The organism is Luteimonas kalidii (assembly GCF_029887935.1).
Taxonomy (GTDB): Bacteria; Pseudomonadota; Gammaproteobacteria; order Xanthomonadales; family Xanthomonadaceae; genus Luteimonas; species Luteimonas kalidii.
Genome location: NZ_JARXRO010000020.1, coordinates 55,970 through 71,405 on the forward strand (window position 1 = coordinate 55,970; position 15,436 = coordinate 71,405).

13 protein-coding genes are annotated in these 15,436 nt (G+C 72.3%); 10 read left to right on the top strand and 3 right to left on the bottom strand.

Annotation, left to right across the window (positions count from 1 at the left end; genetic code table 11):
• Positions 1-86: 86 nt before the first annotated feature.
• Positions 87-1,007 (bottom strand): chemotaxis protein CheV, encoded by a 921-nt coding sequence (locus QFW81_RS13730; protein ID WP_280579561.1) that lies wholly within the window; start codon positions 1,005-1,007, stop codon positions 87-89.
• A 740-nt stretch (positions 1,008-1,747) separates the two neighbouring features.
• On the opposite strand from QFW81_RS13730, the gene flgA reads away from it, so the two are divergent.
• The 4 genes from flgA (at position 1,748) to QFW81_RS13750 (ending at position 4,453) form a co-directional block, all read left to right on the top strand.
• A complete protein-coding gene (gene flgA, locus QFW81_RS13735; protein ID WP_280579562.1) occupies positions 1,748-2,455 on the top strand; it encodes a flagellar basal body P-ring formation chaperone FlgA in 708 nt (235 codons plus the stop codon).
• Positions 2,456-2,542: 87 nt separating this feature from the next.
• Positions 2,543-2,848 (top strand): flagellar biosynthesis anti-sigma factor FlgM, encoded by a 306-nt coding sequence (gene flgM / locus QFW81_RS13740; protein WP_280579563.1) that lies wholly within the window; start codon positions 2,543-2,545, stop codon positions 2,846-2,848.
• 13 nt (positions 2,849-2,861) lie between these two features.
• A complete protein-coding gene (locus tag QFW81_RS13745; RefSeq protein WP_425604068.1) occupies positions 2,862-3,197 on the top strand; it encodes a flagellar protein FlgN in 336 nt (111 codons plus the stop codon).
• The gene (locus tag QFW81_RS13750) at positions 3,194-4,453 is read left to right on the top strand and encodes an ATP-binding protein (protein WP_280579565.1); all 1,260 of its coding nucleotides are present in this window, start codon (positions 3,194-3,196) and stop codon (positions 4,451-4,453) included. Before QFW81_RS13745 ends, QFW81_RS13750 begins: the two co-directional genes overlap by 4 nt.
• Here the strand turns inward: QFW81_RS13750 and QFW81_RS13755 are convergent.
• A complete protein-coding gene (locus tag QFW81_RS13755; RefSeq protein ID WP_280579566.1) occupies positions 4,438-6,177 on the bottom strand; it encodes an EAL domain-containing protein in 1,740 nt (579 codons plus the stop codon). The two genes, QFW81_RS13750 and QFW81_RS13755, sit on opposite strands and share 16 nt — an antisense overlap.
• A 156-nt stretch (positions 6,178-6,333) precedes the next feature.
• Here QFW81_RS13755 and QFW81_RS13760 point away from each other — a divergent pair, with 156 nt between their 5' ends.
• The 4 genes from QFW81_RS13760 (at position 6,334) to QFW81_RS13775 (ending at position 10,631) form a co-directional block, all read left to right on the top strand.
• Positions 6,334-7,410, top strand: a complete 1,077-nt coding sequence (locus tag QFW81_RS13760; RefSeq protein ID WP_280579567.1) for a two-component system sensor histidine kinase NtrB — start codon at positions 6,334-6,336, stop codon at positions 7,408-7,410.
• Between the two features lie 9 nt (positions 7,411-7,419).
• Complete coding sequence (gene ntrC, locus QFW81_RS13765; protein ID WP_280579569.1) at positions 7,420-8,826, top strand: nitrogen regulation protein NR(I); 1,407 nt, start codon at positions 7,420-7,422, stop codon at positions 8,824-8,826.
• Positions 8,827-9,374: 548 nt separating this feature from the next.
• Entirely contained in the window at positions 9,375-9,956 is a 582-nt protein-coding gene (locus tag QFW81_RS13770) for a superoxide dismutase family protein (protein WP_280579570.1), read from the top strand.
• Positions 9,957-10,004: 48 nt separating this feature from the next.
• Positions 10,005-10,631, top strand: a complete 627-nt coding sequence (locus QFW81_RS13775) for a superoxide dismutase family protein (RefSeq protein ID WP_280579572.1) — start codon at positions 10,005-10,007, stop codon at positions 10,629-10,631.
• A 299-nt stretch (positions 10,632-10,930) separates the two neighbouring features.
• On the opposite strand, the gene QFW81_RS13780 is transcribed toward QFW81_RS13775, so the two are convergent.
• Entirely contained in the window at positions 10,931-11,833 is a 903-nt protein-coding gene (locus tag QFW81_RS13780) for a hypothetical protein (RefSeq protein ID WP_280579573.1), read from the bottom strand.
• A 79-nt stretch (positions 11,834-11,912) separates the two neighbouring features.
• Between QFW81_RS13780 and QFW81_RS13785 the strand changes: the two genes are divergently transcribed.
• On the top strand, positions 11,913-13,190 hold the full coding sequence (locus QFW81_RS13785) for an acetyl-CoA C-acetyltransferase (RefSeq protein WP_280579574.1): 1,278 nt from the start codon (positions 11,913-11,915) through the stop codon (positions 13,188-13,190).
• Positions 13,191-13,429: 239 nt separating this feature from the next.
• The gene (locus QFW81_RS13790; protein WP_280579576.1) at positions 13,430-15,304 is read left to right on the top strand and encodes an ATP-binding cassette domain-containing protein; all 1,875 of its coding nucleotides are present in this window, start codon (positions 13,430-13,432) and stop codon (positions 15,302-15,304) included.
• Positions 15,305-15,436 lie beyond the last annotated feature (132 nt).

Genomic DNA, 15,436 nt, shown 5'->3' on the forward strand with positions numbered 1-15,436 from the left:
ACCCGCCGGCCAGGGCCCCGCAGGCGATTGATCCGGCAGGGTTTCGTGCCCGATCCGCGAACGTGACGCCGGCGCCGCGCGCCGCCTTACGCCAGGGCGCTGACGCGTGCGGACACCCGCTGCGCTAGCTCGTTCTCGGAGTACTTGGGCACGAAGTCGTCCGCGCCCACGCGTTCGACCATGGCCTGGTTGAACACGCCAGACAGCGAGGTGTGCAGCAGCACGAACAGGCCGCGCAGGGCCGGGTCGCGACGGATTTCCGTCGTCAGGGTGTAACCGTCCATCGCCGGCATCTCGATGTCGGAAATGACCATCGCGTAGCGGCTGGTGGGTGGTTCGCCGTTGCGCACCAGCGCCTGCAGGTGGTCCAGCGCCTGGCGGCCATCCGACAGCAGCACCGCTTCCAGCCCGAGCTGCTCGAGCACGGTGCGGATCTGGTTGCGGGCCACGCGCGAGTCGTCGACCACCAGCACTTCGCGCGGGCCGCCGCTTGCGGGCAGTGGGACGATGGCGCCCAGGTCGCTGCCGCGCGGGGCCGATTCGGCCAGCACGCTCTCCACGTCGATCAGCTGGATCAGTTCGCCCTGGTGGCGGGCCACGCCGGTGAGGTAGTGGCTGTCGCCGCCCAGGTCGGGCGGCGGCTGGATGTGTTCGACCGCGATGTTGACGATCCGGTCCACCCCGGCCACCAGGAAGCCCTGTACCGAGCGGTTGAACTCGGTGACCACCAGGTAGTGCGGCTCGCCGGCGTCTTCGCCGTCGTGCCCGATCGCGCGCGCCAGGTCCAGCACGGGCACGCTGCGCCCGCGCACGTCGGCCGCGCCGGCGAACGCATGGGGCAGCTGCGGCAGGGTGAACAGCGGCGGCCGCTGCAGCACTTCCTTGACCTTGAACACATTGACGCCAAAAAGCTGACGGCTGCCCAGCCGAAACAGCAGCAGCGCCAGCCGGTTGTGGCCGGCCAGGCGGGTGCGCTGGTCGATGCGGTCAAGCAGGTCCTGGCTCATGGAGCAGGGTGTCGGCCGCGATCGGCGGATCTTGAGGGTGCCGTACTCGCTGCTTCCTTCGCTTGAGACGGTCCAAGACGCTCCTCTCATTCGCGAACCGCGGTTCCGGGCTCCGGATGGACGCCGCGCCCCGCTGGCCGGGTGCCGCTTTTCCCTCGGTCAGGGCTCCTGCCCTGACTCGGGCGCGCGCCATCCATGGCGCGCTTGGCGCGGCACCCGGCCAGCGGTGCGCGCCTAGTCGGCAGTCGCCGCCGTCGCTTGCGGCGACTTGCCCCGGTACAGAGTCGGCACATCGGGACCTGTGCTGGCCTCTCTCTCGCGAGAGGGAGCCGGAAGACCGAAAGCGACCCGACAGTTGGCTGGGTCCTCGCGCCAAAACGCCAGCGGAAAAGTGTGGGCCGGCGCCTCGACGCTGATGCTGCTCGTGCGTTCTCAGAGGGAAGGCTGTGACTACTTACTGACAGAGCCACGGATGTTGATGGCGCGGAGCGCTGTCGAGCACTGCTTTCCAACGACCCGATCCTGAGGCCTCGATAGCCGTGTCCTTCCGGCCGGGGTCGCGGCGAGCGCGCCATGGATGGCGCGCGCCCGAGTCGGGACAGGATGTCCCGACCGAGGGAAGAGCGACCCCCGGGCGGGAGGGCACGGCGTCCTGCCGAAGCACGCGTCTGGTTTCGGGCGCTCATCGCGGCACGGCATTTGCAGCTTCGCCGACGAAGGCCGATCCACAGGAGTGACCCATGCCCACCGGAGGTTTCCGCACCTCGATCCACGCCAGGCGCGCCGCGGCCTGGATCGCGATCGTGTTGGCGTTGGCCCTGGTGGCTGCGGTCAGGCCGGCGTGGGCGCAGGACCTGCAGCCGCTGGAGTCGATTTCCGAAGCGGCGATCAATGCCCTGGGGGCCGGCGATGCGCAATCGGCCGAGGCGGTGCTGGCGCATTCGTTGCGGCTGCGGCGCTGCCAGCAGCCGCTGCAGGCCGTGGCCACGGGCCCCACCACCGCCCAGGTGCGCTGCGAGGACCAGCCCGGCTGGCGGCTGTACGTGCCGGTGCGGGTACGCCGCGAGGCCGAGGTGGTGGTGCTGCGCAGCCCGGCGGCCGCCGGCGTGCCGATCACCGCCGACCAGCTGGTGGTGCAGCGGCGCGACATCGGCGCCGAGGGCGGCGTCACCTTCGAGGATCCGGCGGCACTGGTGGGCCGCGTGCCCAGCCGCGCGATGGGGCCGGGCATGGTGCCGACCGAGGACGATCTCTCGCTCGGTGCCCCACTGCGCCGCGGCGACCCGGTGGTGCTGGTCTCGCGCACCGGCGGGGTCGAGGTGCGGATGCCTGGCCGCGCCCTGGGCCCGGCCCAGGCCGGCGGCCGCATCGGGGTCGAGAACGTGTCCTCGCGCCGGGTCCTGCGCGGGCGGCTGGTGGCCGAGGGCATCGTCGAGCTGCTGCCATGAGCCTGGACGCGCCAATGTGCGACGGGGTTCAAGTTCCTCCGGGGGGTGCCGTTACAGTGCTCGAACAGGCACCCCCAGGAGCACGCCATGACCCACAAGATCGACGGCACCGGCCCGATCACGCGACCCCCCGAGACGGCCAGCCGGCCGCTTCCCGTGGCGCGCGCGGGCGCCGAACGCAGCGCCCCGGTGGGCGCCGCGGAGAGCATCCGCCTCACCGGAGAGGCCGAAGGCCTGCAGGCGCTGGAGCGCGAGCTCGGCACCGGCCCGGCCGGGATCGACCTGGCCCGCGTCAACGCACTGCGCGCGGCGATCGCCGACGGCAGCTATCGCGTCGACGCCCAGGCCGTGGCCTCGCGCATGCTGGAACTCGAGCGCCAGCTGGGGAGCTGACATGAACGCGGCGCTGGCCATCGAGCATCCGCTCGAGGCGCTCGAGCGCGCGCTCGACGCCGAACGCCGGGCGCTGCTGGACAACGACGTCGACGCGCTGCTCGCGTCGACCGCCGACAAGCTCGCCGCGCTGCGTCGGGCCGAGTCCGCGCAGCCGGGCGTGATCGCCGCCGAACGCCTCGAGGCGCTGCGGCTGCAGAACCAGGCCAACGGCGTGCTGCTCTCGCGCCGACGGCGTGAGGTCGGCTGGGCCCTGCGCCATCTCGGCCGGATCGAATCCACCGGCGTGTACGATTCGCGTGGACAGCCGGGCGCCCGACCCCAGGCCCGCTGTCTGGGAGTGGGATGAGCAATCACGGCGACGACAGCCACGACACACACGCCACCGCCGTCCGCGATGGCGACATCGGGTGGGCGTTCCGCACCACCGAGAACGCGGTGATCCTGCTCGACGGCGCCCGCCGTCCGCTGCAGGTCAATCCGGCCGCGCAGGCGCTGGCCGGCCGTGCGCTGCCCGGCCAGGAGGCGGCCGACCTGCTCGCGCTGCTGCCGAGGGAGGCCTGGCAGCAGGCGCGCGCCGCCGGGCGCTGGGCGGGCGAGGTCGCCCTGCCCTCCGACATGGTGCTCGAGATCGTCGTGCGCGACGGCCACGGCACCGGCGACGGCGTCGACCAGATCCTGGTGATCCTCGAAGACGTGAGCCAGCGCACGGCGCGCCAGGCCGAACTGCAGCAGCGGCACGACGAGCTGCAGGCCGCGCACCGGCGCCTGGCCGGTGCCCAGGAACAGCTGCTGCAGTCGGAGAAGATGGCCTCGATCGGCCTGCTCGCCGCCGGCGTCGCGCACGAGATCAACAACCCGATCGGCTACGTGCACTCCAACCTGGGCACGCTGCACGAATACATCGGCGCCCTGTTCGCGCTGATCGAGCACCAGGACGCCGCGCTGCAGACGGCCGACCCCTCCGCGCGCGAGGGCATCCGCGCCCAGCGCGAGCGCCTGGACATCGACTTCATCCTCGGCGACCTGCCCAAGCTGATGGCCGAGTCGCGCGAGGGGATCGAGCGCGTGACCAAGATCGTGCAGGACCTCAAGGAGTTCTCCTACGTCGGCCGCGGCGACGCCATGCGTCCGTCCGACCTGCACAAGGGCCTGGAATCCACCCTCAACATCGTCTGGAACGACCTCAAGTACAAGGTCCGGGTGGAGAAGCATTACGGCCAGCTGCCGCTGGTGGAATGCCACATGTCGGAGATCAACCAGGTGCTGGTGAACCTGCTGATCAACGCTGGCCAGGCGATCGACAACCGCGGCACGATCACGCTCGCCACCGGTGCCGAGGACGGCGAGGCGTGGATCAGCATCGCCGACAGCGGCTGCGGCATCGCGCCCGACGTGCTGCCGCGCATCTTCGACCCGTTCTACACCAGCAAGCCGATCGGCCGCGGCACCGGGCTGGGGCTGGCGATCGCCTACAGCATCGTGTCCAAGCACCACGGCCGGATCGAAGTGTCCAGCGAACCCGGCGTGGGCAGCACGTTCCGGATCGTGCTGCCGGTGGCCCAGCCGGCCGCCGATGCCGCGCAGGCTCAGAAGTCGGAGTAGTCGTCGCCGCGCAGCCGCTCGTGCGAGCGGAACGCGGCCTCGATGTGGCCGCGCAGTTCGTCGTCGTTCCAGGGCTTGGTCAGGAACCGGTAGATCGAGCCGCGGTTGATCGCCTCGGTGATCGTGGCCAGGTCGGTGTAGCCCGACAGCACCATGCGCACCGTGTCCGGGTACAGGTCGCGCACCTTGGCCAGGAACTCGGTGCCGCTCATGTCGGGCATGCGCTGGTCGGAGACGATCACCTGCACCGTGTTGCTGCCCAGCAGGTCGAAGGCCTCGCGCACGCTGCTGGCGGTGAGCACCTTGTAGCCGTCGCGGCGGAACAGGCGCACCAGCGAGCGCAGCACGTTCTCCTCGTCGTCGAGCAGCAGCAGGGTGCGTTCGGGACGGGTGGCGGCGAACGCCGACGGCAGCAGGAACCGGCGCTGCACCAGCGGGTCGAGCAGGTCGGCCGGAAGCGGCGGGCTGAACAGGTGGCCGAGGAAGAAATCGCAGTGGTTGCGGCGCAGGAAGCCGAGCTCGGCCTCCGCCTCCACGCCCTTGGCGGTGAGCTTCATGTTCAGCCGATGGCCCATCGCGATGATGCCGCGCACGATCGCGGCGCTGCGCGGGTCGCTGGCGACGTTGCGGATGAAGCCGCGCCCGATCTGCAGCCGGTCCAGCGGGTACTGCCCGAGCGCGGCGAAGCTCAGCCCGCCCTTGCCGAAGTCCTGCACCGTCAGGGTGGCGCCGAGTGCGCGCAACCCGGTCAGGGTCTCGTGGATGCGGTGCGCGTCGAGCGCCAGCGCACTCTCGGGCAGTTCGAACTCGAACGCGTCCGCGCGCAGCTGGTGCTCGTGCAGGCGTTCGCCGATGGCGTCCAGGCAGTCGGGTCGCGCCAGCAGCACGCTGTCGATGTGCACCGAGAGCATCAGGTAGTCGAGCCCGCGCTCGCGCCAGGCCACCAGCTGCCGCATCGCCGCGTCGATCACCCACAGCCCCAGCCGGCTCGACAGGCCCGCGCGCTCGACCCGGGCCAGGAAGCGGTTGGGGCGCAGCAGGCCATGGGCGGGCGAATCCCAGCGCAGCAGGGCGCTGACCCCGACGATGCTGCCGTCCTGGGCCGCCACCTGGGGCTGGAAGTACAGCCGCATCTCGTCGCGGTCGAGCGCCTCGACGAAACGGTCGGCGAAGCCCGCCTCGGACGCGGACTTGGGCGGCCCGCCGGAATACAGGCCGACGTTGTTGTGCCCGGCGCGCTTGCTCTCGCGCAGCGCGCGCTCGGCGCTGGCCAGCAGCGCGGCGGCGTCGGCGCCGTGTTCGGGGAAGACCGCGATCCCGATCGAGACCGTCACCGGCAGCGTGTAGGGCGGGATCGAGAGCGGATCCTCGAGCGCGTCGCGGAACTGCTCGGCCAGCGCCTCGCCGCTGGGCTCGCCATCGCGGTAGGCGACGCAGGCGATGAACTCGTCGCTCGACAGGCGCCACAGCGACGCGTCCTCGGGCATCGTGGCGCGCAGCCGCTGCGCGACCGCGGCCAGCACCTGGTCGCCGACCTCCTCGCCCATGTTCACGTTGACCAGCTGCAGCATGTCGATGTCGACATGCAGCAGCGCCACGCTGCGCCGGCTGGCGCGCGCGGCGGCCAGCGTCGCGGTGAGGCTCGGCCCGCCCGCGCCTAGCCGGTACACCGAGGTCACCGGGTCGACCGGGACGCCGCTGGGTTCCTGATAGCCGAGAGTCATAGGGCGGAAGGGTAGCCGGTCGCTGCGCCGGGTTGATGGCGGGCGCTTGACCGGCCCGGGCGGTGGCCTGCGGGGACCGCAGCCGATGGTCGCGCTGGAGGCGGACCCGGCGCACGCGCGACACGCTGTGCCGCGACGGTGCCCTATATTGGTGCAATGTCGCCTGCGTCCGTCTTCGATCCCGCGCTCGATGCCCTGGTTACGCCCGTGCTGCGGGCCGACCGGCATGGCCGGGTGACGGCCTGCAACCAGGCTTTCGCACGCTGGCTCGGGGTCAGCCAGAAGCGGCTGCCGGACCAGCCGCTGGTGGCGCTGGAGGCCGAGGGCGACGGCCTGCGACGCGCATTGCAGGCACTGGACGACGCCGACGGATCGCGCCGCCTGCGCCGGGTGGCGCTGGCCTTCCTCGGCGGCGAGCCGCGCTTCGCCGATGTCTGGCTGACCCGCGAGGCCGACGGCGGCACCCTGCTCGAGGCGCACCCGGTCGACGAATTCCCCGGCGAGGATCCCACCCGCGCGCTGCCGCTGGCGCTGTCGGCCGCGCTCAAAGGCCTGGCGCACGAGCTGCGCAATCCGCTGGCCGGGCTCAAGGGCGCGGCACAGCTGCTGGGCCGGCGCGCCACCGACGCCGATTCGCGCGAACTGGTCGACCTGATCTCGCGCGAAGTGCAGCGCCTGACCCAGCTGGTCGAGCAGCTGATGTCGCCGGCGCCGCCGCGCCCGCACCAGCCGCTCAACATCCACGGCGCGCTGGAGCAGGTGGTGCGCCTGGCCGAGCAGGAGGCCGGCTGGGCGGTGCGCCTGGTGCGCGACTACGACCCCAGCCTGCCGCCGCTGCGCGGCGATCCCGACCGTCTCACCCAGGCGGTGTGGAACCTGGTGCGCAACGCCATCCAGGCCGGCGCGGCCAACGTCAGCCTGCGCACCCGCGCCGAGTTCGGCGTGCGCATCGGCGAGCAGGTGCACGCGCTGGCGCTGCGCATGGAGATCGTGGACGACGGCCGCGGCGTGCCCGAGGCGCTGGCCGAACAGATCTTCCTGCCGCTGGTGTCCGGACGCGCCGACGGCAGCGGCCTGGGGCTGGCGATGGCGCAGCAGGTGGCGCGCGAGCACGGCGGCTCGCTCGGCTACCGCTCGCGCCCCGGGCATACCGTGTTCACCCTGCTGCTGCCGCTGCCCGATGGCGACGGCGACGATCCACTCCCCGCCACCGACCGGGTGGCCCAGCCATGAGGCCGCGCGATGTCGAATGAAGGTGCCAGCGTGTGGGTGGTCGACGACGACCGCTCGGTGCGCTTCGTGCTGGCCACCGCGCTCAGCGACGCCGGCTACGACGTGTCCGGGTTCGACTCGGCCGACGCGGCCCTGTCCGCGCTCGGGTCGCGGCCGGTGCCGCAGCTGCTGTTCACCGACGTGCGCATGCCCGGCGACGACGGCCTGGTGCTGCTGGAGAAGATCAAGCAGGCGCATCCGCAACTGCCGGTGGTGGTGATGTCGGCCTACACGGACGTGGCCAGCACGGCGGGCGCGTTTCGCGGCGGCGCGCACGAGTTCCTGTCCAAGCCCTTCGACCTCGACGAGGCGGTGGAACTGGCCGCCCGGGTGCTCGGCGAGCGCGCGGAAGCGGCCGCCGACCTGCCGCCGGAGGTCGAGCCGGCGGGCGACGTGCTGGTGGGCGACTCACCGGCGATGCGGCAGCTGTTCCGCGCCATCGGGCGCCTGGCGCAGGCGCCGCTGACGGTGCTGATCACCGGCGAGACCGGCACCGGCAAGGAACTGGTGGCGCGCGCGCTGCATCGCGAGTCGCCGCGATCGCGGCAGCCGTTCGTCGCGCTCAACACCGCCGCGATCCCGGCCGAGCTGCTGGAAAGCGAGCTGTTCGGACACGAGGCCGGCGCGTTCACCGGCGCCGCGCGGCGCCACATCGGCCGCTTCGAACAGGCCCACGGCGGCACCCTGTTCCTGGACGAGATCGGCGACATGCCGGCCTCGCTGCAGACCCGGCTGCTGCGGGTGCTGGCGGAGGGCGAGTTCTTCCGCGTCGGCGGGCGCGAACTGATCCGGGTCGACGTGCGCGTGATCGCCGCCACCCACCAGGACCTCGAGACCCTGGTCCAGGAAGGCCGCTTCCGCGCCGACCTGCTGCACCGGCTCGACGTGGTGCGCCTGCGCCTGCCGCCGCTGCGCGAGCGTCGCGGCGATGTGCCGGCGCTGGCCGAGCGCTTCCTGCACGAGGCCGCGGACAGGTTCGCGGCGCCGCCGAAGCGGTTCTCCAGGCCCGCGACCGATCGCCTGCTGGCCCACGACTGGCCCGGCAACGTGCGCGAACTGGAGAACCTGTGCTGGCGCCTGGCCGCGCTGGCGCCGGCCGACACCATCACCGGGTCCGACCTCGACGGAATGCTGCAGTCCACCGGACCGGCGAGCGCCGACTGGGATGCGGTGCTCAAGGCCTGGGCGCGCGACCAGCTCGCCGCCGGCACCGCCGACCTGCACGCGAAGGCGCGCGAGCGCTTCGACCATGCCTTGCTCGAAGCTGCGCTCGAACACACCGGCGGCCGCCGGACCGAGGCCGCCACCCGCCTGGGGCTGGGCCGCAATACCGTCACCCGCAAACTCGGCACCAGCCGCCGCCCGCGCCGCACCTGAGCCATCGCTCCCGCCGCCCGCGTCGCCCCGCCCCCGTCGCCCGGATAAGCGAAGCGCATCCGGGACGGCGCGTGAATCCCCGGGTGCGCTGGCGCTTACCCGGGCTAGCGTCGCAGGCGTCCGCCATGTCGCCGGCTTCCACCGCCCGAACACGCGCGGCGGTGGCTTTGCGATCTGCGATCGAGGAACCGGCTGCGCTCGTCCCGGCGAAAAAAGCGGCTTGCGTAGCCCGGATAAGCGAAGCGCATCCGGGAGGGCGCGAATCCCCGGGTGCGCCGGCGCTTACCCGGGCTACGATCCCCGTGCGTCACCGCGTGGCGGCAGTGGCGGCCGCTCGCAGCCAGGCGCCTGTTCCGGACAGCGGCGTGTGTACGCCCGAGCGTCGCGCAAGCGCGCCGGGCGCGCATCCGAAACTGCATCGAAGCGTACCGACATCGCGTCGCGTCACCATTCCGCCTTGGACGCACCCCCATTCCCGGCTACGCTCGAACGCCCCCGCCACGGGCGCGCGGCGCATGCCTGCGCCCACGTCACGACCGAACTCCCACATGTCCGATTACACCCCCGCCGTCCCCCTTCGCGGCCCGGCCACCGCGCTCGCGATCGCCGCCGCGCTGCTGCTGTCGGCGTGCGCGTCCGCACCGCGTACCGTCGACGCGCCGGCGCCGGCCGCCGCGCCGCCGCCGGAGATCGCGCGCACCGGCACCCTGTCGCGCGCGGTGGCCAACCTGGCCTCGGCGTCCGGCAGCCTGGTCAGCGGACGCATGCTGCTGACCGTGGCCGGCGACGGCGTGCGCGTGCGCGGACAGGTCGGCGGCCTCGTCCGCAACGGGGCGCACGGCCTGCAGGTGCACGAGCGCGGCGACTGCAGCGCGGTCGATGCCCGCAGCGCCGGCCGCTACTACGATCCGCTTGCAGGCACGCGCCAGGACGGCGCCGTCGGCGAGACGCCCGGGCGCATCGTCGCCGATTCCGAGGGCGTGGCGACGGTCGACCTGACGCTGCGCGGCGCGGTGCTCGGCGGTGGCGCGGACAACGACATCCTGGGCCGCTCGCTGCTGGTACTGGGAGCGACGCCGGGCGCGATCAGTGCGCGCGTGGCCTGCGGCGTCATCACCGCGGGTGAATGACGCCGCCGTTAGCCTGCGCAGGCTCGAGTCCCACGAGGAGATCCCACGATGCGCCACGCCACGCTGCTGATCCTGCCCGCCGCGCTGCTGCTCGCCGCCTGCCAGCCGCAATCGCCCACCGACGATGCCGCCACTCCACCGGTGGATCCGGCCGCGCCGGCCGCCAGCGGCACCGCCGCCACCGGCGCGACGCCCGCCGCGATGCCGGAAGCGGACCAGGCGGCGATGGCGTCGGCCAACGCCACGCTGGCGCCCACCGAAGGCAACGAGGTCGCCGGTCGACTCGAGTTCGGCAGCGTCGACGGCGGCATCCGCATCACCGGCGAGGTCACCGGCCTGTCCCCGGGCAGCGAGCACGGCTTCCACGTGCACGAGACCGGCGACTGCAGCGCCCCGGACGCCACCAGCGCGGGCGGCCACTTCAATCCCGCCACCACGGACCATGGCCGCGTCGGCCAGGGCGAACACCATGCCGGCGACAGCGACAACATCGTCGCCAACGACGCGGGTACGGCGATGGTCGACACCCTCCTGCGCGGCGCCACCCTGGACCAGGGCGAGACCGGCATCATCGGTCGTGGCGTGATCGTGCACGCCGACCCCGACGACTACACCACCCAGCCCACGGGCAATGCCGGCGCCCGCCTGGCGTGCGGCGTGATCGAGGCGCAGTGACGCGACGCTGCGGTTGACGGACCGTCGCGGCGCAATCGGCAGCGACGGTTCCGATCCGGGTGAACACGCACCGCCGCCCAACCCGCGATTCTCGTAGCCCGGCTAAGGCCAACGGCCGCATCCGGGTGCGATGCCCGGGCCGAACCGGTGCCGCGTCGTGACAGCGCCGTGCTGCGCCGATGACGTCCGCAACGCGCGTGGACCGGACCCGGTCCAGTCGCGTCACCCCGATCAGGCCGACGGTCGCATCCAGCCGACGCCCGCATGCGGGGACAACGCACGCAACCGGTACCGCGTCGCTACAGCGCGCCTGCCTCCAGATCCGGCGCCGCATCGACCCACGTCACGTCCAGCCCGTGCGCGGAGAGCACCGCGGCCAGCTGACGCTGGCGCATTTCGAAGCGCGTGAACAGCTGGCGCAGGCGCGCGTCGTCGTTGGTATCCGGCCGGTAGCGCACTTTCCACGCTGCCGGCGAGTACAGCGCCATGCGCACGCCGCCGTCGACATAGCGCGCGGCCGGCTCGGCGCCGGCATCGAGCACCGCCTCGCGCCGCGGCGCGAGCAGTGCGGTCTCGATCAGCGGCCACAGCGGCTCGAGGCCGAGGTGCTCGTACTGCAGCGCGACCATCGCCGCCAGGTCGTGCAGCGTCATGCAGCGCGCATGCTCGATCGGGGCACCGAACGCGTCGCGCAGCAGCAGCGCGGTATCGGCGGCCGCCATGCCGGCGTCGAGCAGCTGCGCTTCGAACGCCTCGTCCACCCCGGCGGCGATCGCCGGATCGCCCTGCAGCAGGAACGGCAGCAGGCGCAGGCTGCCGCCGCGCAGCGCGGGATCGGCCATCAGTGGCTGCGGCACGTGGCCCGCGGCGTCGGCACCGAGCGCGACCAGCCGCGGCGTGCCGTCGCCGCCCGGCGCGCGCGCCAGCAGGTCGGCCAGGCGGCGGTGCAGCGGCCAGCCCGGGCGCAGCACCTCGGCCGGATCGAAATGTGCGGCGGCCAGGCACAGGTCGAGCCGGCGCACGGCCGGCACCAGCGCCGCGAGGTCCCGCCCCACGCAGGCGGCCACGCGTGCGGCCTCGGCCTGCGGCAGTGCATCGCGCGCCGGCACGCTGCCGTGCGCGAGTTCGATCGCCAGCACGCCCGCGACGGTGCCGTCCGGCAGGCCGGACTCGCGTGTGGCGGCGGAGTGCGATGCGTTCATCGGGCCATTCGGCACGGTACGTTAGACTCGCCCATTATGCCCGTCGCGCGTGACGGGCCCGCACCGAAAGAGGCCCACGATGCTGCAAGGTCGTCCCGTCGCCGTGCTGGGTGGCGTCCGCATTCCGTTCTGCCGCCAGAACACCGCCTATTCGGACGTGGGCAACCTCGGCATGTCGGTGCGTACCCTCGGCGCCCTGGTCGAGAAGTTCGGCCTGCACGGACAGCAGCTGGGCGAAGTGGCGATGGGCGCGGTGATCAAGCACAGCAGCGACTGGAACCTGGGCCGCGAGGCCGCGCTCTCGTCGGGGCTGTCCGCGCTGACCCCCGGCATCACCCTGCAGCGCGCCTGCGGCACGTCGCTCGACAGCATCAACCTGATCGCCACCAGGATCGCCACCGGCCAGATCGACTCCGGCATCGGCGGCGGTTCGGATACCACCTCCGACGTGCCGATCGTCTACGGCAAGTCGCTGCGCCGGCGCCTGCTGGCCGCGAACGCGGCGAAGACCACGAAGGACAAGCTGGCCGCGTTCAAGGGTTTCCGCCTGCGTGAGCTCAAGCCCGACTTCCCCGGCGTGGCCGAGCCGCGCACCGGCAAGTCGATGGGCGAGCACTGCGAGGACATGGCCAAGGAGTGGGCCATCTCGCGCGACTCGCAGGACGAACTCGCGGTGGCCTCGCACCACAAGCTCGCCGCCGCCTACGAGCGCGGCTTCTTCGACGACCTGGTGGTGAGCTTCCGCGGCGTCTCGCGCGACAACATCCTGCGCCCGGACACCTCGCTGGAAAAGCTGGCCACGCTCAAGCCCGCGTTCGACAAGGCCTCCGGCCGCGGCACGCTGACCGCGGCGAACTCCACCCCGCTCACCGACGGCGCCGCTGCCTGCCTGCTGGCGAGCGAGGACTGGGCCGCCGCGCACGGGCACGAGGTGCTGTGCCGCATCCGCGACGTGCAGGTGGCCGCGGTCGACTTCGTGCACGGCGAAGGCCTGCTGATGGCGCCGACCGTGGCGGTGGCCGAGATGCTGGCGCGCAACGGCCTGGCGCTGCAGGATTTCGATTTCTACGAGATCCACGAGGCCTTCGCCGCGCAGGTGCTGTGCACGCTGCGCGCCTGGGAGAGCGAGGACTACTGCCGCAGCCGCCTGCACCTGGAGGCGCCGCTCGGCCGCATCGATCCGGCGAAGATCAACCCGCTCGGCTCCTCGCTCGCCACCGGCCACCCGTTCGCCGCCACCGGCGCGCGCATCGTCGCCACCGCGGCCAAGCAGTTGAAGGAACGCGACGGCGGCCGCTGCCTGGTGTCGATCTGCACCGCGGGCGGCATGGGCGTGGTGGCGATCCTGGAGCGCTGAGCGCGGCGTCTGCGCATGGCGCCGGACACCTTGCGCCTGAGTCGCGAACGACCCGGAATCGACAGGACATGACCGGCTGCGCGGAGTCGCTTCGCCCACTGTCGCGCGGCTGGCGCGAGGTCGACCCGGCAGCGCAACTGCCTGCACCACGCATTGGACGAACGACGGGCGGGCCCCCGCCGCGCGACAGGCAACCTGCGGTGGGCGAGGCAGGTCTGCCGCGCCGGTAGAATGTCGCCATGCCTCTCCTCCAGATCCAGCGGGTCGACTTCAGCGTCGGCGGGCCGCTCCTCCTCGAACACGTCGACCTGGCCATCCAACCCGGCGAACGGGTGTGCATCGTCGGTCGCAACGGTGCCGGCAAGTCCACGCTGATGCGGCTGATGGCCGGCGAACTGCGGCCCGACGACGGCGAGATCCGGGTGCAGGGCGGGGTGGTGGTCGCGCGCATGGCGCAGGAAGTGCCGCAGGACACGCAGGGCACGGTGTTCGACGTGGTCGCACTGGGCCTGGGCGACCTCGGCCGCCTGCTCGCGCGCTACCACCATGCGCTGCACGACGGCGACATGGAGGCGATGGGCGAGGCCCAGGCGCAGATCGAGGCGCAGCGCGGCTGGGACCTCGACAGCCGCGTGCAGCAGGTGCTGGCACGGCTGGAATTGCCGGAGGACCTCGACTTCGGCGCGCTGTCGGGCGGGATGAAGCGGCGCGTGCTGCTGGCGCAGGCGCTGGTACGCAACCCCGACATCCTGCTGCTGGACGAACCCACCAACCACCTCGACATCGAGGCCATCGCGTGGCTGGAAGGCTTCCTCAAGTCGTTCGGCGGCAGCATCGTGTTCGTCACCCACGACCGCAGCTTCCTGCGCGCGCTGGCCACGCGGATCGTCGAGATCGACCGCGGCCGCGTCACCAGCTGGCCCGGCGACTACGACAACTACCTGCGCCGGCGCGAAGAGCGCCTGCATGCCGAAGCGCAGGAGAATGCGCGCTTCGACAAGCTGCTGGCGCAGGAGGAAGTGTGGATCCGCCAGGGCATCAAGGCGCGCCGCACCCGCAACGAAGGCCGCGTGACCGCGCTCAAGGCGATGCGTCGCGAACGCGCGCAGCGGCGCGAGCTGGCCGGCAACGTGAAGATGGAAGTCGCCAGCACCCGCAACTCCGGCAAGAAGGTGATCGAGGCCAGCCATGTGACCCAGTCCTACGACGGGCGCGTGCTGCTGGACGACGTGTCCACCACGATCCTGCGCGGCGACCGCATCGGCATCATCGGCCCCAATGGCTCGGGCAAGTCCACCCTGCTCAAGATCCTGCTCGGCGAACTGGTGCCGCAGCACGGCGAGGTGAAGCTGGGCACCGGCCTGCAGATCGCGTATTTCGACCAGCACCGCAGCCAGCTAGACGACAGCCGCAACGCGCTGGAGAACGTGGCCGAAGGCCAGGACTTCATCGAGATCAACGGCAGCCGCAAGCACGTGGTCGGCTACCTGCAGGATTTCCTGTTCACGCCCGAGCGCGCGCGCGCGCCGATCACGCGCCTGTCGGGCGGCGAACGCAACCGCCTGCTGCTCGCCAAGCTGTTCGCGCAGCCGTCCAACCTGCTGGTGATGGACGAACCGACCAACGACCTCGACGTGGAGACGCTGGAACTGCTCGAGGAACTGCTGGCCGACTACCGCGGCACGCTGCTGCTGGTCAGCCACGATCGCGACTTCCTCGACAACGTGGTGACCAGCACGATGGTGCTGGAAGGCGACGGCCGGCTGGGCGAATACGTGGGCGGCTATGCCGACTGGCTGCGGCAGCGCGCGTCCGCCGGCGCGCGGTCCGGCGTGCCGGATGCCGAAGCGGCGCCGCTCGCCGCCGCATCTTCCGCCGCGCCGGCGCCGGCCCGGCGCAAGCTCGGGTTCAAGCAGGCGCGCGAACTCGAACAACTGCCGGCGCGCATCGAGCAGCTCGAAGGCGAGATCGCCTCGCGCAGCGAGGCGATGACGCAGCCTGCGTTCTTCCAGCAGGAGGGCGGCGCGATCACTGCCGCCAATCTCGCGCTTGCGCAACTGCAGGCCGAGCTCGACGCCGCCTACGCGCGATGGGCGGAGCTCGAGTCGGGTTGAGGCGGCACCCGCCGCCCTGAACGTGTAGCCCGGATAAGCGAAGCGCATCCGGGACTCGCGCGGCCTACCCGGATGCGCTGCGCTTATCCGGGCTACGACGCGGGCCGCCGGTCCCGGGCCGCCCGCGGCGCG